Source organism: Betaproteobacteria bacterium, from assembly GCA_016713305.1.
GTDB lineage: Bacteria > Pseudomonadota > Gammaproteobacteria > Burkholderiales.
The window spans coordinates 68,864-92,066 of record JADJPK010000010.1 but is presented as its reverse complement, the minus strand read 5'-3'; the positions used below and the strand labels follow the sequence as shown (position 1 = coordinate 92,066).

At 67.0% G+C, this 23,203-nt stretch carries 19 protein-coding genes and 3 pseudogenes; 10 read left to right on the top strand and 12 right to left on the bottom strand.

Annotated elements, in window-relative coordinates; translation table 11 throughout:
• Positions 1 to 44 precede the first annotated feature (44 nt).
• The 8 genes from flgE to flgL all read left to right on the top strand — a co-directional run bounded on the left by flgE (position 45) and on the right by flgL (position 8,663).
• Positions 45 to 1,277, top strand: a complete 1,233-nt coding sequence (gene flgE, locus IPK20_14470) for a flagellar hook protein FlgE (protein MBK8017800.1) — start codon at positions 45 to 47, stop codon at positions 1,275 to 1,277.
• A 67-nt stretch (positions 1,278 to 1,344) separates the two neighbouring features.
• Complete coding sequence (gene flgF, locus IPK20_14465) at positions 1,345 to 2,091, top strand: flagellar basal-body rod protein FlgF (GenBank protein MBK8017799.1); 747 nt, start codon at positions 1,345 to 1,347, stop codon at positions 2,089 to 2,091.
• A 42-nt stretch (positions 2,092 to 2,133) separates the two neighbouring features.
• Complete coding sequence (gene flgG / locus IPK20_14460) at positions 2,134 to 2,916, top strand: flagellar basal-body rod protein FlgG (protein MBK8017798.1); 783 nt, start codon at positions 2,134 to 2,136, stop codon at positions 2,914 to 2,916.
• Positions 2,917 to 3,243: 327 nt separating this feature from the next.
• Positions 3,244 to 3,912 (top strand): flagellar basal body L-ring protein FlgH, encoded by a 669-nt coding sequence (locus IPK20_14455; GenBank protein ID MBK8017797.1) that lies wholly within the window; start codon positions 3,244 to 3,246, stop codon positions 3,910 to 3,912.
• Positions 3,913 to 3,993: 81 nt separating this feature from the next.
• Entirely contained in the window at positions 3,994 to 5,058 is a 1,065-nt protein-coding gene (locus IPK20_14450; GenBank protein MBK8017796.1) for a flagellar basal body P-ring protein FlgI, read from the top strand.
• Positions 5,059 to 5,069: 11 nt separating this feature from the next.
• Positions 5,070 to 5,420 (top strand): rod-binding protein, encoded by a 351-nt coding sequence (locus tag IPK20_14445; GenBank protein ID MBK8017795.1) that lies wholly within the window; start codon positions 5,070 to 5,072, stop codon positions 5,418 to 5,420.
• Between the two features lie 38 nt (positions 5,421 to 5,458).
• The gene (gene flgK / locus IPK20_14440; protein MBK8017794.1) at positions 5,459 to 7,348 is read left to right on the top strand and encodes a flagellar hook-associated protein FlgK; all 1,890 of its coding nucleotides are present in this window, start codon (positions 5,459 to 5,461) and stop codon (positions 7,346 to 7,348) included.
• A 10-nt stretch (positions 7,349 to 7,358) separates the two neighbouring features.
• Positions 7,359 to 8,663: a flagellar hook-associated protein FlgL gene (gene flgL / locus IPK20_14435; protein ID MBK8017793.1), complete on the top strand. Its 1,305-nt coding sequence runs from the start codon at positions 7,359 to 7,361 to the stop codon at positions 8,661 to 8,663.
• Between the two features lie 81 nt (positions 8,664 to 8,744).
• Here flgL and IPK20_14430 read toward each other — a convergent pair whose 3' ends face one another.
• The 12 genes and pseudogenes from IPK20_14430 to IPK20_14375 form a co-directional block, all read right to left on the bottom strand.
• Positions 8,745 to 9,419, bottom strand: coding sequence for a hypothetical protein (locus tag IPK20_14430; protein MBK8017792.1), 675 nt, complete (start codon positions 9,417 to 9,419; stop codon positions 8,745 to 8,747).
• Positions 9,420 to 9,694: 275 nt separating this feature from the next.
• Positions 9,695 to 11,575 (bottom strand): chorismate-binding protein, encoded by a 1,881-nt coding sequence (locus tag IPK20_14425; GenBank protein MBK8017791.1) that lies wholly within the window; start codon positions 11,573 to 11,575, stop codon positions 9,695 to 9,697.
• Positions 11,576 to 11,801: 226 nt separating this feature from the next.
• The gene (locus IPK20_14420) at positions 11,802 to 12,518 is read right to left on the bottom strand and encodes a hypothetical protein (GenBank protein MBK8017790.1); all 717 of its coding nucleotides are present in this window, start codon (positions 12,516 to 12,518) and stop codon (positions 11,802 to 11,804) included.
• Positions 12,519 to 13,061: 543 nt separating this feature from the next.
• A pseudogene (gene dnaE2 / locus IPK20_14415) lies at positions 13,062 to 14,612 on the bottom strand (error-prone DNA polymerase).
• A gap of 792 nt (positions 14,613 to 15,404) precedes the next feature.
• Positions 15,405 to 15,743: pseudogene (locus IPK20_14410) on the bottom strand (PHP domain-containing protein).
• Positions 15,744 to 15,759: 16 nt separating this feature from the next.
• Positions 15,760 to 17,226 (bottom strand): DNA polymerase Y family protein, encoded by a 1,467-nt coding sequence (locus tag IPK20_14405; protein ID MBK8017789.1) that lies wholly within the window; start codon positions 17,224 to 17,226, stop codon positions 15,760 to 15,762.
• A 20-nt stretch (positions 17,227 to 17,246) separates the two neighbouring features.
• Entirely contained in the window at positions 17,247 to 17,936 is a 690-nt protein-coding gene (gene imuA / locus IPK20_14400) for a translesion DNA synthesis-associated protein ImuA (GenBank protein ID MBK8017788.1), read from the bottom strand.
• Positions 17,827 to 18,678 (bottom strand): DUF559 domain-containing protein, encoded by an 852-nt coding sequence (locus IPK20_14395; protein MBK8017787.1) that lies wholly within the window; start codon positions 18,676 to 18,678, stop codon positions 17,827 to 17,829. The genes imuA and IPK20_14395 overlap by 110 nt, the downstream gene beginning before the upstream one ends.
• Before the next feature lie 74 nt (positions 18,679 to 18,752).
• Positions 18,753 to 19,361, bottom strand: coding sequence for a transcriptional repressor LexA (lexA, locus tag IPK20_14390; protein MBK8017786.1), 609 nt, complete (start codon positions 19,359 to 19,361; stop codon positions 18,753 to 18,755).
• Positions 19,362 to 19,368: 7 nt separating this feature from the next.
• The gene (locus tag IPK20_14385; GenBank protein MBK8017785.1) at positions 19,369 to 19,938 is read right to left on the bottom strand and encodes a hypothetical protein; all 570 of its coding nucleotides are present in this window, start codon (positions 19,936 to 19,938) and stop codon (positions 19,369 to 19,371) included.
• A gap of 154 nt (positions 19,939 to 20,092) precedes the next feature.
• Positions 20,093 to 20,530 (bottom strand): DUF1178 family protein, encoded by a 438-nt coding sequence (locus IPK20_14380; protein MBK8017784.1) that lies wholly within the window; start codon positions 20,528 to 20,530, stop codon positions 20,093 to 20,095.
• A gap of 44 nt (positions 20,531 to 20,574) precedes the next feature.
• Positions 20,575 to 21,592: pseudogene (locus IPK20_14375) on the bottom strand (GTP-binding protein).
• A gap of 240 nt (positions 21,593 to 21,832) precedes the next feature.
• Between IPK20_14375 and IPK20_14370 the strand changes: the two are divergent.
• Positions 21,833 to 22,654 (top strand): class I SAM-dependent methyltransferase, encoded by an 822-nt coding sequence (locus IPK20_14370; protein ID MBK8017783.1) that lies wholly within the window; start codon positions 21,833 to 21,835, stop codon positions 22,652 to 22,654.
• Positions 22,655 to 22,697: 43 nt separating this feature from the next.
• Positions 22,698 to 23,201: a cupin domain-containing protein gene (locus tag IPK20_14365; GenBank protein MBK8017782.1), complete on the top strand. Its 504-nt coding sequence runs from the start codon at positions 22,698 to 22,700 to the stop codon at positions 23,199 to 23,201.
• Positions 23,202 to 23,203: the final 2 nt, after the last annotated feature.

Here is a 23,203-nt window from a genome sequence, read left to right as displayed (position 1 = left end):
GCCGCAGGGAACCAGACAGTGATTCAAGTCAAGGGAGTCTGACGATGGGTTTTCAAACCGGTTTGAGCGGTCTCAGCACCGCGTCGCGCAACCTGGATGTGATCGGCAACAACGTCGCCAATGCGTCGGTCGTGGGCTTCAAGCAGTCCTCCGCCCAGTTCGCGGACGTCTTCGCCGCGAGTTCGTCGAACAATCAGGTCGGCATCGGTGCGAAAGTGCAGTCGATCGCCCAGCAGTTCAATCAGGGCAACATCACGCCGACGTCCAACCCGCTCGATTTTGCCATCGCCGGCAGAGGCTTCTTCCGGCTCTCCGACAACGGCGAGATCGCATACTCCCGCAATGGCCAGTTCCGGCTCGACAACGAGGGTTACATCGTGAATGCCGAGGGCCTGAATCTGACGGGCTACGGCATCGACGCCAACGGGAACATCGTCAATTCGTCGCCGGAGCCGCTGCAGTTCGACACGGCGGATCTTCCTCCGCAGGAAACCAGCCGTCTGGATGCCCGGGTGAACCTGAACTCGGAAGAGACTGCCATCGGGGGAGGGGTGACCTTCGACCCGACCAATGTCTCGACCTACCACTATTCGACCTCGGCAACCGTGTTCGACTCGCTCGGCAGCTCGCAGGTCATCACGATGTACTTCGTCAAGACGGCGGCCAACGCGTGGGACATGTACGCCAATGCCACGGCGGCCGGAACGACCACGACCGTCGACCTGGGCAACGGCGCGGGCGCGGCCGTGCCGCTCGCCTTCGACAGCAACGGACAACTCACGACCACCATGCCGCTGACGGCCACCGTGACGGTGTCCACCGGCGCGACCGACCCGCTGGTATTCCCTTTCGATCTGACCGGAAGCACCCAGTTCGAGTCCGCCTCCGGCATCAATTCGCTCTTCCAGGACGGATACACCTCCGGACGTCTCACCGGTTTCAATGTCACGGGTGACGGTACGATCAAGGGGCGCTACAACAACGGACAGTCGCGCAATCTCGGCCAGGTCGTGCTGGCCGACTTCGTGAATACGCAGGGCCTCGGACCTCTCGGCAACAACCTGTGGCAGGAAACGGTCGCCTCCGGACTGCCTCTGGTGGGCGTGCCGTCCAGCGGGACGCTCGGCAGCCTGCAGTCGGGTGCCGTGGAAGATTCCAACGTGGAACTCACGTCCGAACTGGTCGCGATGATCGTCGCGCAGCGCGTCTACCAGGCCAATGCGCAGACCATCAAGACGCAGGACGCCGTGCTGCAGACGCTGGTCAATCTCAGGTAACAGTCCCTGGACCCTACTCCCTAGTCCCTAGACCCTAGACCCTAGACCCTAGACTCGGAAACCCCCCATGGACCGCCTTCTGTACGTCGCCATGAACGGCGCCAAGAGCATGTTCGACCGGCAGAACCAGGTCGCGCACAATCTTGCGAACGTCTCGACCGCCGGCTATCGGGCGGAGACCATGGCATTCCGCGCGCTGCCCGTGGAAGGGCCAGGGCGCCACACGCGGACGTTCGTGGTCGATTCGACGACGGGTACCGACTTCTCGATCGGCCCGATGCGCGAGACCGGACGCGTGTTCGATGTAGCGCTGGACGGCAAGGGTTTCATCGCAGTGCGCGGCGCCGACGGCAAGGAGGCCTATACCCGCGACGGTGCGCTGCAACTCGGACGTAACGGCGTACTGGAGACGAAGAACGGCCTGCAGGTCCTCACGGATGCCGGCGGCACCATCGTCATCCCGCCGGACAACACCATCACGGTCGGGCGCGACGGCACCATCTCCGCCATTCCGATGGTGGGCATTCCGAACACCGCGACCATCGTCGGCCGCATCAAGCTGGTCAATCCTGCCGAGAAGACCCTGCAGCGAGGCACCGACGGACTGTTCCGCCAGGAAAGCGGCCGGCCCGCGCCGGCCGATGCCGGTGTGCGGCTCACCAGCGGCATGCTGGAAGGCAGCAACGTGAACGCCGTGGAGGCGATTACCAGCATCATCTCCGTCGCTCGCCAGTACGACACGCAGGTGCGTCTGATGCAGAGCGCCGACCAGAACGCGCGCGGCCTTTCGCAGCTGCTCACCCTCAACGCCTGACGGCCGGTCAGACCGACCATTCGACAGAAGAGACTCACCAACATGATCCGTTCCCTCTGGACCGCCAAGACCGGGCTCGAAGGCCAGCAGTTCAACGTCGATGTCATCTCCAACAACCTGGCCAACGTCAGCACCAACGGCTTCAAGCGCCAGCGTGCGGTGTTCGAAGACCTGCTGTATCAGGTCGTGCGTCAACCGGGAGCCCAGACGTCCCAGCTCAATCAGGTTCCCTCCGGCCTCCAGCTGGGCACCGGCGTGCGGCCCGTCGCGACGGCCCGCGTGTTCACCACCGGCAATCTGCAGCAGACCAGCAACCAGCTGGACATCGCCATCAACGGCCAGGGGTTCTTCCAGGTGCTGCTGCCGGACGGATCCACGGCCTACACCCGTGACGGCTCCTTCCAGATGGACAACCAGGGCAACATCGTCACATCGAGCGGCTACCCGATACAGCCCGGCATCACCATCCCGCCCAACACGATCAGCATCACCATCGGCAACGACGGCACGGTGACGGCCGTGGTGGCGGGAAGCCAGACGCCCACCCAGGTGGGCACGATCCAGCTCGCGAACTTCACCAACCCCGGCGGCCTGCAGGCGCGCGGCGAGAACCAGTTCCTGGAGACCGCCTCGTCAGGCGCGCCGCAGGTCAATCAGCCCGGCACCAACGGACTTGGCGTGCTCAACCAGGGATTCGTCGAGACCTCCAACGTGAGCGTGACGGAGGAACTGGTGAACCTCATCACGGCGCAGCGCGCCTTCGAGATCAACTCCCGGTCGATCCAGTCGTCCGACCAGATGCTGCAGAAGCTCACGCAGCTCTGACCTTCCGCGTTTTTCCGGTTCCGCGGGCTACGGATCGATCTGCCAGCAAGCCGGAAGATCCCCGCGCCCGCGGACCCTCGCGAACCCGTGGCGTCTGCGCCGCTCCGCGAACCACTGCATTCATCATCGACGGCGCCCGTGCCGCATTGCCCACGTTCGTGCCGCCGTGGACATCCTTGCCGGGCCGGCAAGCGGATGCCGCCCGGTCACCAGGCAACAGTCCTCGTTTGTTCGTTCAAGTATCTGTCCCGTAATAACATTTTTCGGGTCTTCGGGCTGGCACGACCACTGCGAATAGACCCGCATGAAACTTCGCCCGCTCCGACCATGAACAGACTCTCCTTGACGCTGGGCTGCGCCTGCGTTCTTGCCGGGTGCGGCATGACTACGCCCAGCACCTCGGTCCACCAGCCCATGAGCGCGCGCCCTGCGCCCGCGGCCGTGGCCTCGCAGGACAACGGATCCATCTATCAGCCGGGCACGGCAAAGCTCGCGTTGTTCGAGGACCGGCGTGCCCGCTACCTGGGTGACACATTGATGGTGATCCTCGAGGAACGCACCAATGCCTCGAAGACGACCTCCAGCGCCGCCAACCGCTCCGGTTCCGTGTCCGCGACGATCCCGACGCTCACGAAGGTGCCGGGGGCGAGCCTGGAAGGACTGGAGGTCGGCGCAACCACCGACTCGACGTTCGAAGGCGGCGGCAACAGCGCGGCGAACAACGTGTTCACGGGCAACGTCGCGGTCACGGTGATCGAGGTCTATCCCAACGGCAATCTGCTGGTGAGCGGTGAGAAGCAGATCACGCTCAACAATGGTACCGAGTACATCCGCTTCTCCGGGGTCGTGAACCCGGTGAATCTCAGTTCCGCGAACACGGTGTCGTCCACCCGAGTTGCAGATGCCCGCGTGGAATACAAGGGCAAGGGCTACGCCACCGAGGCACAGAACATGGGCTTTCTGCAGCGCCTGTTCCTTTCCATCTCTCCGTTCTGATTCGGATCTCCCTGGAGCACGAACTTGAAGCCCGCTCATCTTCTCCGCCTCTGCGTATCGATCGGCGTTTCCCTGGCAGCGCTGGCCGTGTCTCCGGCCGCCTCCGGCGCCGAGCGCATCAAGGATCTCGCCGTGATGTCCGGGGTCCGCATGAATCAGCTCGTGGGCTACGGTGTCGTGGTCGGTCTGGACGGCACCGGCGACCAGACGACACAGACGCCCTTCACGACCCAGGCGCTCACGAGCATGCTGAACCAGATGGGTCTCACCTTGCCGCCCGCGGCACTGCAGCTTCGCAACGTGGCCGCCGTGATGGTGACCGCCCAGCTGCCGCCCTTCGTGCGGCCGGGTCAGCCCGTCGACATCACGGTCTCCTCCATTGGCAATGCGCGAAGCCTTCGCGGAGGGACGCTGCTGCTCACCCCGCTTCGCGGGGTCGACGGCCAGGTCTACGCCATTGCCCAGGGCAACGTCCTGGTCGCCGGTGCCGGTGCCCAGTCGGGCGGCACGAGCACGACGGTGAATCACCTGAATGCCGGGCGCATTCCCGCAGGCGCCACGGTGGAACGTGCGGTCCAGGCAGCGCTGGGGCAGGGAGAGTTCATCACCTACGACACCATCGATACGGACTTCACGACCGTGGCACGCATCGTCGAGACGATCAATGCGGCCGTGGGGCCGGGGACCGCCACTGCCGCCGATGCGAGGCAGGTGCGCGTCCGCGCTCCGCTCGACAGCACTCAGCGCGTCGCCTTCATATCGAGAGTGGAGAACCTGCTGGTCAATGCGGGCGAGGCCGCCCCTCGCGTGATCGTCAACAGCCGCACCGGCTCGGTCGTGATGAACACCCGCGTCAACGTCGCGAACTGCGCCGTGGCACACGGCAATCTGCAGGTGACCATCCAGAGCGATCCCATGGTGAGCCAGCCCAACGCGCTGTCCGGCGGACAGACCGTCGTGACCGACCGGCCTCAGGTCGAGATCAAGGAGGACAAGACGGGGCTCATCGTCCTGCCCAACACCAGCTCGCTCGCCGACGTGGTGCGGGCGCTGAACGCCGTCGGCGCGACGCCCACCGACCTTCTTGCCATTCTCCAGGCGATGAAGGCGGCCGGTGCGCTCAAGGCCCAGCTCGAGATCATCTGAGGAATCGCGCCATGAACGTGACCGACGCCGCGCAGCTCGCCATCGATCCGCAGGCCCTTGGCAGCCTCAAGGGCATCGCCAAGAAGGACGACGAGAAGGCACTGCGCAAGGTCGCGCAGGAGTTCGAGGGGCTGCTCCTGAACCAGGTCATGAAGTCCATGCGCAACGCGAGTTTCGGCGACGACATGTTCGAAAGCGACACCACCCGCACCTTCACCGGCATGCTGGATCAGCAGTACGTGCAGGACATCACGCGGGGTTCCGGGCTCGGCCTGGCGGACATGATCGTCCGGCAGGTCCAGCTCGCCCAGGGCACGGGGGTCAAGAATTCCGACCCTACTGCCGATAAGTCTTCAACGTAGCGGTCCCGGAACGAAAGGGACACGAGGAACGGCAAGTCATGGCAAACGTTCTTTCCATCGGCATCAGCGGTCTCAATGCGGCCCGCGCGGGTCTCACGACCACGGGCCACAACATCGCCAACGTCTCGACGCAGGGTTTCACCCGGCAGGCGGTCGTGTACACATCGGCCATGCCCCAGTTCACCGGCTCGGGCTACATGGGCTCGGGCGTGAACGTGTCCACGGTCCAGCGGCAGTACAGCACCTTCCTGGAAACCCAGCGTCTGGCGGTGGAAACCCGGCAAGGCTTCCTGGACGCCTTCCTGGTCCAGGCCCAGCAGATCGACGACGTCCTGGCGGATCCGACGAGCGGCCTGTCGCCCGCCCTGCAGGACTTCTTCTCGGGCGTGCAGGACGTTGCATCGAACCCGTCCTCCGTGGCTTCCCGGCAATCGATGCTGAGCCTGTCGGAATCGCTCGTGGCCCGTTTCAACGCGCTGGATGCCCGATTCGGCGATCTGCGCTCCGGCGTCAACACGGAAATCATCGCCTCGGTCGACCGCATCAACAGCATGGGTTCGCAGATCGCCGCGCTCAATCAGCAGATCGCCGCCTCGTCGGGGCCGGCGGAGATGCCGCCGAACGATCTGCTGGATCAGCGGGATGCGCTGGTCGCCGAACTCAATTCCCTGGTGAAGGTGTCCACCACCACGGAGGTCGACGGTTCACTGAGCGTCTTCATCGGCACCGGACAGATGCTGGTGGTCGGATCCAAGACCATGACGCTTGCGGCGTCTCCTTCGGCGGAGGATCCCCGCAACTACCAGATCGCGCTTTCCATCGGATCGGCCACGGTCAACATGCCGACGTCCATCTTCCAGGGAGGCAAGCTGGGCGGTCTGCTGTCCTTCCGCGACGAGATGCTGGACAAGGCGCAGAACACGTTCGGGCGCGTGGCGCTCACGCTCGCGCACACCTTCAACGAGCAGCACCGCCTGGGGCAGGATCTCCACGGCGCGCTGGGCGAGGATTATTTCAGCGCGCCCGATCCCTTCGTGCAGGCACGAGCGACGAATGCGGGCGACGGCGTCCTCGGTGCGACGGTCTCGGATGTCGGCGCTGTGACACTGTCGGATTACCGCGTGCTCTATATGGGCGGCAACTACACCGTCCGCCGCGTGCCGGAAGGCACCGAGACGACCTACGCCTCCATGCCGCAGACGTTCGACGGCATCACGCTGGATCTCACGAGCGGGACGCCGGCCGACGGCGATACGTTCATGATCCAGCCTACGCGCTTCGCTGCCCGGAACATCGACGTCCGCATCAGCGACACGGCGATGATCGCTGCGGCCGCGCCGATTCGCACCAGCGCCGACATCGACAACAACGGCAACGCCAAGATCTCCGCCGGAATCGTCACCGACACGACGGACCTGCCGCTGCCCAATGACGTGACGTTCACCTACGACCAGGCCGCGAACGAATGGGTCGTCGCGGGAGCATCGCCCTCGGCCGGGCCGTTCGCCCATTCGCCCGGATCGGACATCAGCTTCAACGGCATGACGTTCACCATCACGGGAAATCCGTCGGATGGGGACGTCTTCACGCTGACCAACAACACGGCAGGGGTTTCGGACAACCGCAACGTGCTGTTGCTGGCCAAGCTGCAGACGGCCAACACCATGGCCGGCGGCACGGCGAGCTACCAAGGCGGCTACAGCCAGATGGTGAGCGACGTCGGCAACCGGACGCGCGAGATCGAGGTGCAGCTCAAGGCGCAGGACGCGCTCGTCAAGCAGGCGACCGACGCGCAGCAGGCATTCTCGGGGGTCAACCTCGACGAGGAGGCCGCCAACCTGGTGCGGTACCAGCAGGCCTATCAGGCGTCGGGCAAGGTGCTGCAGATCGCATCGCAGCTCTTCGACGTGATACTGGAACTCAACTAGCGGGCGGCGCATGAGAGTCAGCACCAACACGGTTTTCGAGCAGGGCGTCTACAACATCCTGCGGGGTCAGGCGCAGCTCATCAAGACGCAGGACCAGATCTCCACCGGGCGGCGCGTGCTTTCGCCGTCGGACGATCCGGTCGCTTCGTCCCGCGCGCTGGAAGTCTCGCAATCCAAGTCGGTGAACGCGCAGTTCAACCGCAACAGCGAGTCGGCGCAGGCCGCCATCTCGCTGCAGGAAGAGTCGCTCAACCGCTACACCTCGCTGCTGCAGGACGTGAAGACGCTGGCCGTGAATGCGGGCAACGGCGCGCTGACGCAACGCGAACTGAAGAGCCTGGCCGCCGAATTGCGCGGCCGCTACGAGGAACTGCTGGGCATCGCCAACACGACGGATTCCAACGGCCTGTATCTGTTCTCCGGGTTCCAGGGCAATACGCTTCCCTTCACGGAGAATTCCCCCGGTGTCGTGGCCTACAACGGCGACGAGGGTACGCGGCTCGTCCAGGTGGGGCCAGCGCGCGACATTCCCGTGAGCAACTCCGGCGCGGAGGTATTCCAGAAGATCCGCAACGGCAACGGCACGTTCGTCACGGCTGCGGCCGGCACGAATACCGGTACAGGCGTCGTCACTCAGGGCGTCGTGCGCAACGAGGCGGCGTGGAACACGGCGGGAAATCCGAAGAACTTCGAGGTCCGCTTCCACGTGGACAGCACCGTCATTCCACCCCGGACGACCTACGACATCGTGGACACGGTGAACGGCGTGTCGTTGCTGACGGGCGGCGCACCCGCGGCAGGCCCGCACACCCGGACCTATCAGACCGGTGCGGCCATCTCGCTCTCGACCCAGACACCGCCCGACACCAACCCCACGGCATTCGACTACGGCATCGAACTCTCCGTGACGGGCACGCCGGCCGATGGAGACGCCTTTACCGTCGAGCCGAGTGCGACGCAGGACGTCTTCACGACGATGTACAACCTGATCACCGCCATGGAGAACACGGGTGCGGGAGCGACGGAAAACACGCGCCTCACGAACTCGCTCAACACGGCGCTGACCGAGATCGACAATGCGCTGGACGTCAATCTCCGTGTGCTGGCGGCCGTGGGCTCGTACTCCAAGGAACTTGACGTCAATCGCGAAGTGGGCGAAGACCTCAATCTGCAGTTCGACAAGATGCTGTCGAGCCTGCAGGACCTGGACTACGCCTCTGCCATCACCCAGCTGACCTATCAGCAGATCTCGCTCGACGCGGCCCAGAAGTCGTTCATGCAGGTGCAGCAGCTGTCGTTGTTCGAACTGCTCTGATCTTCACCTGACGCCGCGCACCGGGTCCGCCGCTGTGGGGGCGGCGCGAGGCGCATCGCCGCCTTTGCCGTTCTTTCGAACTCAGTGCCGTTCCGGCTTCGCGCAGCGTTCGAGCGTGGCGTAGAGCGCGCTTGAATAGGCCTGCCATTCGGCGGCGAATGCCGAGGCATCCTTGCCGAACCGGGCGCCCGATTCGTTGAGCGCCTCGGCAGAAGCATTGAACCGGGCGAGCCGTTCGCGCAGTTGTCCCTGACGGGTTGCGTGATCGTGCAGGGCTTCGTTGTGTTCCGTGACCTTCCGGTTGAAATTCTCTGCCGCGTAGCCGAGGCGCTGAGCGGCATCCGGATTCTTCCGCCGCTCGATCTGCAGTTTCTCGATATCGGATTTCATGCGCATCAGGGCCGCTTCGCCCTCGGCAAGGCGGGACTTTTCTGCGGCGAACGCGCGCTTCTCGCCGTCCAGTTCGCGCCGCTTCTCGTCGAGGACTTTCCGGTCTGTCCGGATCGCGCCATACGTGGCGTCGAGCTTGTCGCGCTCGGCGAGCAGTGCGCCGTACTGCGATGTCCAGTGCTCCGATGGCCCTTCGCATTGCGCCGCGGCTCCCACGGAAGCGTCGCCGGGCAGCGGGTCCAGGTCGGCACGCCAGTGGGGAGGGGCGGAAGGTGACGCGGAGGAGGAATCGTCGGCGGTGGCGGGAAAGGACAGCGACAGAAGGGCGAGCGTGGCGAATAGCAGGCGATGCTTGATGAGAATCATGCGAAACCGTGAATACGTTGTCTGCCGTGGCGAGAAATACGCACCGCATCCCGATGGAAAACAGTGCTTGTTGTTCGTCAGCCGATGGTACGGCATCCCTTCCGCCGCGTCGATTGCCCGGCGGGTCCGGGGCGCCCGCTGGCGCTCCGGTTCAAGGTGGGGAAGGGGAGTCTGCGTCGGGTCTGCAGCCGGCTCGATCGAACGGCCCACGCACCGGGCGGCCCGGGCACCACACGTTCAGCCGGCCCGTTGCCGCTCATGTCTCGGCACCCGGACTAGCCGGCACCGGTGTCGGAGCGCCACCGCGTCCATCGGGACAGGAAGTCCGGCCAGTCGGCCTCCAGCCAGCCGCGCACGCTGTTGAGGAACGCCAGCGCATCGGCTCGCCGCGGATCCTCGACCGTGAGCCGGGCCTCCTCGATCCGTCCCTCCGCCAGAAGATGCGCGCGGTACACGCCCGGCAGCAGACCAGCATCGGCCGATGGCGTCAGCCACCGGCCTTCGATCCGCAGCGCGACATTGCCGAACGTCGTCTCGGTGAGCGCTCCATCGCGGTTCCTCAGGACCGTGTCGAACCAGTCCCCGCCCGCCTGAGGTGCGTGAGGGGCATAGGCGTCGCGCCGGGTGGTCTTGTGCCGGATGAATTCGTCGGCCCGCGGCATGGGCTCCCGCGCCCAGGCGAGGCGGACCGGGCCGGCCGTGGCGGGCAGCGGTGTGGCTTGCGCGGCCGGGCGGCCCGAGGCATCGACGCGAAGCCGGACGCGATAGAGGCCCGTCGGATGTGTTGTCGCGACCTCCTCGATGCAGCGCGTGACGGCGCTCATCTCGCAGGGCCGGCCGAAGTGGCGGGCCGAGTCTGCAAGACGCCGGAGGTGCCCGTCGAGCAGCCAGTAGACGCCCTCCTCGAGACGCAGCGTTTCCAGCAGGTCGAAGGCAGACGCGGCCCGAACGAGGAATGCCTTCTTGTGCAGCCATTCGCGGGCTTCCGCCGGCGCAGTGGAGTCGTGCGTGATGCCGCTGCCCACGCCGCAGACCGCCCGCCAGGACGGCCGCGCGGATGCGGGGGTGTCATCCGCTTCGTCGAGGACCACGGTCCGGATCGGGACGTTGAACACTGCCGATCCACCCGGACGGAGGAGACCGATGGCCCCGCAGTAGACGCCGCGGGGCTGCGGTTCGAGCCGGTGGATGATTCCCATGGCGCTTCGCTTCGGCGCACCGGTCACCGAGCCGCAGGGAAAGAGTGCGGCGAACAGCGCCGACAATGCGAGCCCGGGCACCGTTTGCGCGGTGACCGTCGAGGTCATCTGCCATACCGTCGGCAGCGCCTGCACCTCGAACAGGGTGGGCACGCGCACGCTGCCCAGGACCGCGATCCGCGACAGGTCGTTGCGGGTGAGATCCACGATCATCAGGTTCTCCGCGCGTTCCTTCTCGTCCGCGCGCAACGACTGCGCGGCCTGTGCGTCCCGCGGGGCTGTGGCCCCCCTGGGCGCCGTTCCCTTCATCGGCCGGGCGGTCACGATGCCGTCGTGCCAGTGGAAGAAGAGTTCCGGGGACACGCTCAGGATCCGCTGCGGTACCAGTCCCAGACGGTGGGGGATGTGGAACACGTACCCGTCCGGCTGGCTTGACCGCAGTGCATGGAAGTAGGCGTCCGCGTCGTTTTCGAGACGGCTCGCGAGCGGCGTCGTCAAGTTGACTTGATAGACGTCGCCATCGCGAATGCGGGCGCGGATCTCCTGGACGGATGCCGCGAACGGTGTGCCCATGCCGCCTTCGGCGGCCGCCTCGAGGGACAGGGAGTCGGTCCATTCCGAGGTCTTCCAGGGGGCTGCCGCCGCCTGCGTGCCGTCGTCGAGCCATTCGTGCGCCCGGTCGAAGACCGCGAAGGCGGCGAGCGGGCTGCCGGGTACCGGCGGATGCAGATGTTCCCCCACGCGAAACACCGGGTTCAGACCGGCGGCCGCTTCGTAGGTCATCCAGCCGACACACCAGCGGCCGGCCAGGGCCTCGCGATGAGCGCTGTCGATGACGGGTGCGACGTCGGCGGGTTCGCGGGCCACGAGCCAGCAGACGGGATCGCGAAAACGAAGGCGCAGGCGCGAACGCGGATCCTTGCCTTCGGCAGGGAAGGCAGGCACGTCGGCGAGGATGTCGTGAAGCGGGGAAGACACGGGCGGGACGGGTAGCGTAGGCGGGAGGATAGCCCGTCTGCGGAACCGGGTGAGCGCCGGCAGCGGGTGGAGGCATCGCGGGTCGTGTTCGCGTTGTGGACGCGGGCCGTCTTACGGGGACGGGTGAGGGTCGGGTCCGCCGGACGACGACGGGAATGTGTTCCGCGCACGCCGGTGGAGCGTTCGCCGGGACGGAGTCGTGTCATCAGTGGAAGTCGCGCGATTGCGTCGCCAGATGACCCAGCAGATGGGAGAGATCCTCCAGCTTTCCGGCGATCAGATGGGCCACGCTGCCGTCGCGTTCGAGCGTACCGTGGACGGCCAGCAGCTTCGATCCCAGCAAGGCGCGGCGCTGACGTTCGGCGAGATCGTGCCAGACCACCACGTTGGTGGAACCGGTCTCGTCCTCCAGCGTCACGAAGATCACGCCGCTGGCCGTGCCGGGCCGCTGCCGGCAGGTCACCAGACCGGCCGAGCGGACCAGCTGTCCGTGCCGCGCATGCAGCAGTTGCTGCGCCGTGAACATCCGCCGCTTCTTCAAATGGGCACGGAGCAGGGCAAGCGGATGGCGTCCGAGGGTAAGACCCAGGCTTGAATAATCGGCGACGATCTCCTCGCCTTCGGTAGGCCAGGGCAGTTCGGGCGTGGCATCGCGGATGACGGTATCGCGCAGGATGGGGGGGCGGCTTTCGATTCCGGCGATCTCCCACAGCGCTTCGCGCCGGTGACCGCTGACGGACGCCAGCGCGCCGGCGTGCGCCAGGCATTCCAGTTCGTGCCGGTTCAACCCGGCGCGCAAGGCGAGCTGCTCGAAGGATTCGAACGGCGTGCGCCGCGCTTCCACGATGCGTTCCGCCGACGCCTGGGACAACCCCTTGATCATGCGCAGGCCGAGGCGCAGAGCGGGCGAGGGGAGGTTCATGTGCTTCGCACCGCTCGGGGAACCCACCCTCACCCCCGCCCCTCTGCTCCACCCCGAAAAGTCTTCGACTTTCCGGGGGCCCCGGTCTGAGGGCGAGGGGAGATTCGTGTGCTTCGCACCGTTCGGATCGCCCACCCTCACCCCCGCCCCTCTGCTCCACCCCGAAAAGTCTTCGACTTTCCGGGGGCCCCGGTCTGAAGGAGAGGGGAAATTACTGTGCTTCGCACCGCTCGGATCACCCACCCTCCCTTGCTTGCCTGCATGAGATTCGCAGCAGCAGGTCCCTTCCCCTTCAGGGGGAAGGACAGGAGGGGGGTGGGGGGCACCGGATCCGGGAGCGGCGGTCCCGCGACTTTCCTGTTGCTTCTCTCCTCCCGCCCACAGCCCATCCGGGGCATTTCCTGGCGCTTCGTCACGACTCCCTGAATAGCAGGTCCCTTCCCCTTCGGGGGGAAGGACAGGAGGGGGGTGGGGGGCACCGGATCCGTGAGCCGCGATCCCGGGACTTTCCCATTGCGCATCGCCTGTCGCCCATCGCCTGTCTTTCAGCACGCAATCCCACTCGCTCTCCAGCACATCCACGGGCAGCACTTCCACGCCGTGGCGCTGCGCGTCCTGGACGAGTTGCGAAGGGGCGTAGAAGCCCATGGGCTGGCTGTTCAGCAATGCCGCACAGAAGGCCGCAGGCTCGTGGTACTTGAGCCAGGCGGAGACGTACACGAGCAGTGCGAAGCTCGCGGAGTGGGATTCGGGGAAGCCGTATTCGCCGAAGCCCAGGATCTGCTGGAAGATCTGGCGCGCGAACTGTTCGGAGTAGCCGCGGCTGCGCATGCCTTCCACGAGACGGTCCTGGAAGTGGGTGAGGCCGCCCTTGCGCCGCCATGCCGCCATGGAGCGGCGCAGGCGGTCGGCCTCGCCCGGGCTGAAGCCCGCGGCCACGACGGCCAGCTGCATCACCTGCTCCTGGAAGATGGGCACGCCCAGCGTGCGTTCCAGCACCGACCGCACTTCGGGCGAAGGATAGGTGACCGGTTCCAGCTTCTGCCGGCGGCGCAGGTAGGGATGCACCATGCCGCCCTGTATCGGTCCTGGGCGGACGATGGCGACCTCGATGACCAGATCGTAGAAGCACCGGGGTTTCAGGCGCGGCAGCATGCCCATCTGGGCGCGCGACTCCACCTGGAACACGCCCACGGAGTCTGCCTTGCAGAGCATGCCGTAGACGGCCGGGTCTTCCGCCGGGATGTCGTGCATGCCGAAAGGGCGCCCCCGCAGCACGCTCACCATGTCCAGCGCACGCCGGATCGCCGAGAGCATGCCCAGGGCCAGCACGTCCACCTTGAGCAGCCCCAGGGCGTCGAGATCGTCCTTGTCCCACTGGATGATCGACCGGTCGGGCATGGCCGCGTTCTCCACCGGCACCAGGCGGGACAGGGGGCCGCGGGAGATGACGAACCCGCCCACGTGCTGGGACAGGTGGCGCGGAAATCCGATCAGCGTGCGCGTGAGCGCCACCAGCTGGCGCATGCGCAGCGAACGCGGGTCGAAACCGGTTTCCCGCAGGCGCTCGGCAACCACTTCGGTGCCGCGATCCCAGAAGGCGAGATTCTTGGCGATGCGGTCCACCTGGGCGAGATCGAGCCCCAGGGCCTTGCCCACGTCGCGGAAGGCGCTCTTGGGCCGGTAGCAGATCACCGTCGCCGCGATCGCCGCGCGTTCGCGCGTGTACTTGGCGTACAGGTACTGGATGACTTCCTCGCGGCGCTGGTGCTCGAAGTCCACATCGATGTCGGGCGGCTCGTTGCGTTCCCTGGAGATGAAACGCTCGAACAATGTCGACATGCGCGCCGGGTCCACTTCGGTGATGCCCAGCGCGAAGCACACGGCCGAGTTGGCGGCCGAACCGCGGCCCTGGCAGAGGATGTGGCGGCGCCGCGCGAACCGGACGATGTCGAACACGGTGAGGAAGTACGGCTCGTAGCGCAGCTCGGCGATCAGGGCGAGCTCGTGTTCCACCTGGGCGTGGACGGAACGGGGAACCCCGGTGCCTTTCGCGGGGGAGGGATGGAACGCGAGCGAATGCGCCGCCGCCATGCCGCGAACGGCGGGTTCGCGGGCAGCGCCGGCCGGCTTGAGTCCGGCGGCAGGATCGCTGCCGGGGAAGGCGGGCGATTCAAGGGAAGAATCGCCGTGTGCGGGGCCGGGCGACCCGGCGGAAGGCGGCCCGTCGCCGTCGAGGCGCTCCCACGGGGGCGGCCCGCCTTCATAACGCCAGGCGAGGCCGATCCGTGTGAGCTTGCGCAGCCAGGTGGTGGGCGTTTCGCCGGGGGGCGAGAGTTCTTCCGGATACTCGTAGCGCAGTTCGTCCAGGGAAAAAGTGCAGCGGTCCGCGATGGCGACGGAGGCTTCGAGCCACTCGCCGGGATACAGGCCGGCCAGCGTTTCGAGGGGACGCAGATGACGTTCTGCGTTGGGATGCAGAGCCGTGCCTGCTGTCGCGACGGGCGTGCCCAGCCGGATGGCGGTCATCACGTCCTGCAGCGCGCGTCGCTGGCGTGCGTGCATGTGCACGTCGTTGGCGGCCACGACGGGAATCGCTGCGGCGGCGGACAGAGCGCGCAGATGAGTGAGGTGGGCCGCGTCGTCCGGCCCCTGATGCAGTTCGGCGGCGAGCCAGAGACGGTCACCGAAGCGGGCGCGCAGCCAGCGGGCGGTGTCGAGCAGGGAGGAAGGCGCGCAAGCCGGTGAGGCCGGTGGCGGGCCCGCCATGGCCGCCAGGCGGTGGCTGTCTCCGGTGACCGTGCGTTCGGTTTTTCCTTCTCCGGCGACCGGCGTCCGGGGCCGAAAGCTCCGGATCCACAGCGCCATGCACGCCGGCACGCCATCGTCGAGATCGCGGCGGGTGAGGCGGTACGACCCCTTTCCGGTACGGCGCCGTGCCGTGGTGACGAGTGCCGAGAGATTGCCGTAGCCCTCCCGGTTCATGGCGAGCAGCACCAGCGACGGACCGTCTTCCAGGTGGATCTCGATGCCGACGATGAGGCGCAGGCCGTGTTCCTTCGCGGCTTCGTGGGCGCGCACGATGCCGGCGAGCGAACACTCGTCGGTGATGGCGAGCGCCCGGTATCCCAGCTTCGCGGCCCGTTCCACCAGTTCGCCGGCGTGGGAAGCCCCGCGCAGGAAGGTGAAGTTGGACAGGCAGTGGAGTTCGGCGAAGGCGGTCATGAGATCGGCGGAGAGATCAACCGAACAGGCCGTGCACGAACCAGCGCTCGGGTTCGCCGGTGCCATCGCGATGGCAATACACCCACACGCGCGAGCCGTCCTGCTGCGCAGCCACGTAGTAGTCGCGCCGCACGTCGTTGCCGTCCCACCACCCCGATTCGATGCGCTCCGGCCCGGCCAGGAATTCCAGCCCCCCGGCTGCGATCGGGCGGGGAGTGGCGAGCAGCCAGAAAGGGCGCAAGGCATCGCAAGGCACAGGGGCGGCCGATCCCGGCTCCGCTTCGCGGAAAGCCAGCTCGGGACGGTGTTCCGGCACCAGCACGAGACCCTGCACGGCCTGCCGGCCCAGCCGCGCGCGCAGCCGCTCCACCAGTTCGGCGCGATGCTCGGTGGCGGTCTCCCGCGTGGCGAACAGCGAGAAGTTGCGCGGCGCCAGTTGCATGGTCTGCGTGCAGTGCAGGCTGAAGGCTTCCACCGGGCCGGGGAGTTCCAGGCGCGCAAGCCGCTCGCGCAGCAGCACCATGAAGTGAGCGGCATCGCGGTTGGGCATGGAAAGCTCCAGCACGATGCGCGTGACCGGGGGGGCTTCGTGCTCCAGCAGGAACAGGAGCTGTGTGGCACCGGCGCCCCGACCGGTGAGAAAACCGGCCAGTTCGGTAGCCAGGCGTCTCGCGCCGAAGAGGATCTGATCGGTGTTGGGCACGGGTACGGGCAAGACGAGCCGGCTCGCGAAGCGGGCGGGAGGCACGTGCGGCACGCGCGGATCGGGCAGCCGTCCCAAGGCGCGGTCGAGCTGATCGACGAGCTCCTGGCCGAAGCGTCGCGCAAAGCCGTCGCGCGGGAGGCGAAGACAATCGTCGAGCGTGCGCAGGCCAAGGCGCAGCAGGGATTCGGTGATGGCGGCGGAAGTCTCGAGAGAGCCGGCGGGCAGTTGCCCCAGCCTGCGGGACAACGCCACGAAATCGGTCACGTGCAGTTCCAGCCCGTTGCGCGCGAGCATGAGGGCCCCGGTGGGTGTCGGGGCACTGGCGAGCGACACATCGAAGCCCAGTTGCGCGAGCCCCTGGCGCACGCGTGCCAGCAGGGCTTCGAGACCGTCGAACAGCCGCAGGCAACCGCCGATCTCGAGCAGCAGGGCATCGGGAGGCGCAAGGCTCACCGCCGGCGTGAACTGCTCGGCCCACAGGGCCAAGCTTTCCAGGGCGGCGGTTTCGAGCGCGAGATCACGTGGCCGGGCGACGAGATCGGGAGCGAGTGCGTAGGCGGCCGATAACGTCATGCCCGGCTGAATGCCGCACCGGTGCGCCGGGGCATCGGGCAGCAGGACGCGGGGAACGGAGGGCGCCGCCGTCACTACCAGCGGCAACAGGGAAGGATCGTTCGCTGCTGCGCTTTCGGTGATGGTGTCCTGGCCCAGCCCCCGCTGGAAGACTTCCAGCGGAAGCCGGGGGAGATGGAGCGCGAGCCATAGCACGGAAGCCATCGGAAGCGGGGGACACCGGCTCAAGCCGCCGAAGCAGCGGCAGCGGGTCCGGGAACGGGGGATGGAGCGGGAAAGCCGGTCCTCATCGAAGAGGTGCCGCCCATCTCCAGGGTGAGGGTGGTGCCGATGCCGCGCCCCCGCACCTTCAGCACGCGCACGCCCAGCCGCCCCCCATCAGGAAAGAGCTGCAGCCGCAGCGAAGCCAGCGAACTGCTCGTGGCGTGCCCGACGGAGAAGTAGGCGCCGAACGCCTGTCCCTTCTCGGCAGCGAGCTGCAGGCGCCGCAAGGCGCGTTCGTTCAGGAACGTGGGCCAGCCGATCACGGCTGCGCAGGCGCCGGAAGCCAGCGCCTGTTCCATGGCCCAGAGCGTGTCCGGACCGTCTTCTGCCCGAACGACGATCAGGCGGGAGAGTTCGAACCGGCCGCGGGCCAGGGCCGGCGCGTAGGGCAGATGGGGCGGAGCCACGAGAGCGATCCACTGCTCCCGGCTCGACAGATCGGCCAGGGCCGGCAACAGCAGGGACATCTCGCCGATGCCTGGCCGGGGGATCGAGAGTTCGGTCAGCGCGCCCCGCGGCCAGCCCTTGCCCGGCAGCAGTTCATCCAGTTCCGCATGGCCGGTCGGAATGCTGGGAATGGCCACTTCCGCCCGCCCGTCGCCGCGCCACACGTGCGACTTGAGCAGAAGGGTTTCGAGGGCGGCTGACATGGCGAGGTATGGATCGAAGGGCGAGATCCGAAAGGGACGGTCCCATGCGAATGTGGCGAAGCGCGTGGATCAGACGGGCCGGACGAAAGCGGCGCGGGATTTCCCTGAGAGACCCGCGCGGGATGAGGTGCGCGATCCCCGCGGGGATCATATTGGATCCCCGCGGGGATGTGCTGGATCCCGGCGGGGATGTGCTGGATCCCGACGGGGATGTGTTGGATTCCAGTTGGGCCATCTTGGATCCCGGTTGGGCCATCTTGGATCCCACTTGGGCCATCTTGGATCCCAGTTGGGATGGGCTGGATCCCGGCCGGGATCGGGTCTGGGATCCCGTACGGGAGTTAGCCCGGGGCCCGGGGCTCAATTGCAGCGCCTGGCGGATGGTGTCGAGCACCGCCCGCGTGTCCACCAGCACATCGCGGTCGCGCAAACGCAGCACCTGGAATCCCTGGGCGTGGAAGAAGGCGCGGCGGGTGCTGGCGTGCAGTGCCAGCGAAGGGGTGAGCGTGCTGCACAGTTCGATGACCAGCCGGGCATCCATGCACACGAAGTCGGCCAGATAGAGATCGACCAGGTGCTGACGGCGGAACTTGGCCCCTCCCAGCCGGCAATCCTGCAGGTGCTGCCACAGCGTGCGCTCCGCGGCGGCGCGCAACTGCCGGTCGATGTGCCGATGGGCGGAGGTGTGCGCTGCGGTGTCCTGCTGGATCGTACGGACGAACGGTTCGACGACGATACTCATGAACGTGTCTCCTCAAGCGTGCGTGGTAGGGGCGGAAGCGGCTGCTGCCGCGGGAAGGTCTGCTCTTCCCTCGATCAGGACAGCTTGCCGTTGCGGATGACGCCCACCGCCAGGCCTTCGATGGCGAAGAAGTCCTCCCGCAGGTCCACCACGATGGGTTCGAACTCCGGGTTCTCGGGAAGAAGCTCCACGATGTGCCCCTGCCGCTGCAGGCGCTTCACCGTGACTTCGTCCTGCAGGCGGGCCACGACGATCTGCCCGCTGCGCGCTTCGGCGGTGCGATGCACCGCCAGAAGATCGCCATCCAGGATGCCGACGTCGCGCATGCTCATGCCGCGCACCTTGAGAAGGTAGTCGGCCTGGGGTTTGAACAGCGCGGGGTCGATCTGATAGCGGTTCTGGATGTGCTGTTCCGCCAGGATGGGGCGACCGGCAGCGACGCGGCCGATCAGCGGCAGGCCCAGCGGTTCGGTGAGCCGGATGCCGCGGGCGATGCCTTCGGACAGTTCGATTACGCCCTTGCGTGCCAGCGCCCGCAGATGGTCTTCCGCGGCGTTGGGTGAAGCGAAACCGAAGGCCTGGCAGATCTCGGCCCGCGTGGGCGGCAGGCCGGTGGCCGCCACCGCATCGCGGATGAGTTGCAGGATTTCCTGTTGACGGGGAGTGAGGGGGCGATCGGTCATGGCGGGCTCAGGCGTTCAGGGGGTAGGAGAAGCGGCGGGATTCCTCGGTACGCAGGGGACGCGGAGACTGCCCGGATTCCCGAGGGGCCTCTGCCTCCCTGACGTGCTCCGCCTCCTTGGCCTGCTCCGCACCGGGAACCGCGATTCGATAACGGGCCTTTTCCGGCAGAGGCAAACGGCCCAGCATGGCCAGGCGCACCTGCACGGCGAGCCGGGAGCGTCCGTGTTCGAAGGCCAGGGCAGCGAGGTCGAGACCGGTGTCGAAGCCGGTCAGCAGGCGCCCGTCCTCTTCCGGCGACCAGGGCTTGCCCGCATTGGCCGCGCGCGTGGCTCGTGAACGGCCCGCCGGTTCGGCGGGGGAGGCCGCATGCCTGGAAGCCGCTCCCGCGGCAGGCGGAGCGCCTTCGATCAGACGCAATGCATGGAACAGCGCCCGCACCGCTTCCGGGTGCTGGCAAGGGCTGGAAGACGGAAGATCCTCACCCGTGAAAGGGTCCACGCCCCGGGACAGGGCGGAAAGAATGCAAGCGGCCCTGCTCTGTTCCTTGTCCTGCTCCATGCTGCCCATGCGGTCCATGCTGCCTCCTGTTCATCCATACAGCTGTATTTGTATCCAGCTTTCCGGAAGAAGGCAATAGGAGGGCCCGGCGAAATCGCCAAGTCCTTGAGCGGCAAGAGATCGAAAAACGGGAGGGGCGGGCCGGCCGCCGCATGCGACCGGCCGCGGAAGGTCAGTGCAGGTCTTCGGAGGGCGGGACGGGAAGGCTCATCACTTCGATGCCTTCCTCGCGCAGGGCTTCGGCTTCCTCGTGGGAGGCCTGGCCGCGTATGGTGCGCCGGGGGGCCTCGCCGTAGTGGATCCGTCGCGCCTCCTCCGGAAAGCGCTGGCCCACGTTCTCGGACTGGGCGAGGATCTTGCGCAGGGCGTCGATGACGTTCTTGCGTTCGGAGAACGCCGCCACGTGTCCGTGCTCCGGCGGCGGCGGTGCGGATTCCTCGCGGCCGTGCCGGGCGGTGTGCACGGCGGAAGGCACCCGCCGCACCTCGCCGCTGTTGCAGACGGGGCAGGTGAGCATCGGCGTGCCGGCCTGCCGTTCGAAATCCTCTGCGGATGCGAACCACGCCTCGAAGCGGTGGTCCGCATCGCAGATGAGGTCGTACACGATCATTTGCGGTCCCTTCCTTCTTTTGATCGCCGGAGACGGTTTCTGCTTCATGCGAGCACCGTCCCTGCGGCACATTTCTCCAGGCCTTTGTCGAGCACCGCCCGGGGCAGGGCCGTGCCGATGAAAACCAACACGCTCGAGCGCGGCCCGTCCGTCCACGGTTCTCCGGGGACGAGGGAGCGTTGCCGGTGCACGCCCTGGAAGATCCAGCGGCGGGGGTCGTCCTCGAGCGAGAGGATCCCCTTGTAGCGCAGCAGGTCGGCGCCATACCACTCCAGCAGCGTCTCGAGGAAGAGCTCGAGGCGCTCGCGATCGAACGGGGCATCGGTCCGGTGAACCCAGGATTCGACGCCCGGGCTGTGGACCGCGGGCCGCGCATACCGCGGAAAACCGGGGTGAAGATCCAGCACGCCCGACACGTCGAAGCCGCCTACGTCCAGCACCCAGTCCGCCTGGACGTCGCCCTGGCGGGCGATGCGGACGGCAGCGCGGGGGTTCATGTCCTTGAGCCGGTCCGCCAGCGCGGTGAGCTGTTCCGGCGATACGAGATCCGGCTTGGTGAGGATCAGCCGGTCGGCGAAGCCCGCCTGTTCCTGGGCCTCGGGGTGGCGGTCGAGCTGTTCCGCGCCATGAAGCGCATCCACCAGGGTCACGACGCCGTCGATCCGGTACCGGGCTGCGAGATAGGCATCGACCAGCAGGGTCTGCACGACGGGCGCCGGCTGGGCCAGCCCGGTGGTTTCGATCACGACCCGGTCGAACGCCAGTTCGCCGGCGGCACGCCGCTCGTACAGGGAGGTCAGCGCGCGCTTGAGGTCGCCCCGGACCGTGCAGCACAGGCAGCCGTTCTCGGTCTGGATGATCTCCTCGGCGCCGTCCCGCACCAGAATCTGGCCATCCACCCCCACGGCGCCGAACTCGTTTTCGATCACGGCCAGCTTCAGGCCATGGGGGATTTGAGCAAGCCATTGATTAAAGTTGTTTTTCCGCTTCCCAAAAGCCGGTCACCACCGTGACGGGGAGGCCGTCGGGCGGGAGGTCGGGGAGGAGGCGGGGGGAATTCATGGGTCCGATTGTAGCCTCTCGGCCCGGCCCCCCCGGCGCGGGCCCCCCCGGGATGCGCGTGACATGACCGGGGCCTCGTCGCTAGACTCGCTGTCCCGTCCGGAATGCCCGATCCATGAAGGCGCGAGGCGGGCGAACCGGCGCCATGCGGTGCGACCCACGTCCGGCCGGGCGGATCCGCCGCGCGGATCTCCCGCGGTGGCGAACCCGGCGACCCTTCCTACCGTGGAGACCTCTCTGATGAAACGACTCGCCACCTGCGCACTGCTTCTTGTCGCATCGCTTTGTTCCTGGCAGACACGTGCTGCCGACGACGTGTCCGCCATGCTCGACCGCGCCGTGGCGGGCGACCATCGCACGGAGGAAAACCGTGCGCGCGACGTCTACCGCCACCCGAAGGAGACGCTGCAGTTCATCGGGCTCCGGCCGGACATGACCGTGGTGGAGATCTGGCCGTCCGCCGGCTGGTTCACGGACGTGCTGGCGCCGGTGCTCAAGGAAAGGGGCAAGCTTTACGCCGCCCGGTATCCGGTGAGCCCGAGCAATGCGCCGGCCTGGGCGGTGGACCGCGACCGGGCCTTTCTCGCGCGCATGGCCGGCCGGCCGGACGTTTTCGGGGCCGTCGTCACCACCGAGATCAAGGCGCCCGAATTCGTGGACGCGGCGCCGGCGGGCTCGGCGGACATGGTGCTCACCTTCCGCAACGTGCACAACTGGGCGAAGAACGGCTACGCGGACGCGATGTTCAAGACCTTCCACGGTCTGCTCAAGACGGGCGGCATCCTCGGCGTGGAGGAACATCGCGCCAAGCCGGGCACGCCGTTCGAGGACCAGGTCCGTACCGGCTACATGACCGAGCAGTACGTGATCGATGCGGCGACCAAGGCGGGTTTCCGCTTCGTCGGCAAGTCCGAGATCAACGCCAATCCGCGCGACACCAAGGACCACCCGAAGGGGGTCTGGACGCTTCCGCCCACCTTCGCCCTGGGCGACCAGGATCGCGACCGCTATGCCGCCATCGGCGAAAGCGATCGCATGACGCTCAAGTTCGTGAAGCCCTGAGCGGGCTTCTCCTGCCCACATTCCCACCCGAGAGGACTCCCCGATGAAAAGAATGCACCTCCTCACTGCGGCCGCCCTGGCGGTGGCCGCCATCGCGCCCGGCAGCCAGATCTACGCCGACGGCACGGTCGATGCGAAAGGCTTCGTGGTGGTCAAACCGGGCGAGGAGGTGTGGCAGGACTACCCCGGCATCGAGGGCATCCGGGTCATGGTGGTGGAAGGCGATCTGCGCAAGGCCGGCCCGTATGTCCTGCGCGTCAAGTTCTCGCCGGGCGTGATGAGCATGCCGCATCACCATCCGGAAGACCGGCTCGTGGCCGTGCTGAAAGGCACCTGGTACACGGGCACGGGCCCGACGTTCGAACCCTGGAACACGGATCCGCTTCCCCAGGGCAGCTACATGAAGCACCCTGCCGGCGAGGCGCATTACGACGGCGCCAGGGACGAGGAAGTCATCCTGCAGATCTCCGGCATGGGCCCCAGCGGCACCATCTTCGAGAACCCGGACCTCGGCAAGACCGGCAACGGATTCCGCCGGAACCACTGACA

What these genes read in the sequence shown, in the direction of transcription:
- flgE (MBK8017800.1), top strand. Translation starts at nt 45, where the DNA reads ATGGGTTTTCAAACCGGTTTGAGCGGTCTCAGCACCGCGTCGCGCAAC.
- flgK (MBK8017794.1), top strand. Translation starts at nt 5,459, where the DNA reads ATGGCAAACGTTCTTTCCATCGGCATCAGCGGTCTCAATGCGGCCCGC.
- imuA (MBK8017788.1), bottom strand. Translation starts at nt 17,936, where the DNA reads ATGTCAGCCGCCCTCGAAACCCTTCTGCTCAAGTCGCACGTGTGGCGC.
- flgG (MBK8017798.1), top strand. Translation starts at nt 2,134, where the DNA reads ATGATCCGTTCCCTCTGGACCGCCAAGACCGGGCTCGAAGGCCAGCAG.
- IPK20_14430 (MBK8017792.1), bottom strand. Translation starts at nt 9,419, where the DNA reads ATGATTCTCATCAAGCATCGCCTGCTATTCGCCACGCTCGCCCTTCTG.
- IPK20_14370 (MBK8017783.1), top strand. Translation starts at nt 21,833, where the DNA reads ATGAAACGACTCGCCACCTGCGCACTGCTTCTTGTCGCATCGCTTTGT.
- IPK20_14405 (MBK8017789.1), bottom strand. Translation starts at nt 17,226, where the DNA reads ATGGCTTCCGTGCTATGGCTCGCGCTCCATCTCCCCCGGCTTCCGCTG.
- IPK20_14395 (MBK8017787.1), bottom strand. Translation starts at nt 18,678, where the DNA reads ATGAGTATCGTCGTCGAACCGTTCGTCCGTACGATCCAGCAGGACACC.
- IPK20_14385 (MBK8017785.1), bottom strand. Translation starts at nt 19,938, where the DNA reads ATGGACCGCATGGGCAGCATGGAGCAGGACAAGGAACAGAGCAGGGCC.
- lexA (MBK8017786.1), bottom strand. Translation starts at nt 19,361, where the DNA reads ATGACCGATCGCCCCCTCACTCCCCGTCAACAGGAAATCCTGCAACTC.
- IPK20_14445 (MBK8017795.1), top strand. Translation starts at nt 5,070, where the DNA reads ATGAACGTGACCGACGCCGCGCAGCTCGCCATCGATCCGCAGGCCCTT.
- flgF (MBK8017799.1), top strand. Translation starts at nt 1,345, where the DNA reads ATGGACCGCCTTCTGTACGTCGCCATGAACGGCGCCAAGAGCATGTTC.
- IPK20_14365 (MBK8017782.1), top strand. Translation starts at nt 22,698, where the DNA reads ATGAAAAGAATGCACCTCCTCACTGCGGCCGCCCTGGCGGTGGCCGCC.
- IPK20_14455 (MBK8017797.1), top strand. Translation starts at nt 3,244, where the DNA reads ATGAACAGACTCTCCTTGACGCTGGGCTGCGCCTGCGTTCTTGCCGGG.
- flgL (MBK8017793.1), top strand. Translation starts at nt 7,359, where the DNA reads ATGAGAGTCAGCACCAACACGGTTTTCGAGCAGGGCGTCTACAACATC.
- IPK20_14420 (MBK8017790.1), bottom strand. Translation starts at nt 12,518, where the DNA reads ATGAACCTCCCCTCGCCCGCTCTGCGCCTCGGCCTGCGCATGATCAAG.
- IPK20_14380 (MBK8017784.1), bottom strand. Translation starts at nt 20,530, where the DNA reads ATGATCGTGTACGACCTCATCTGCGATGCGGACCACCGCTTCGAGGCG.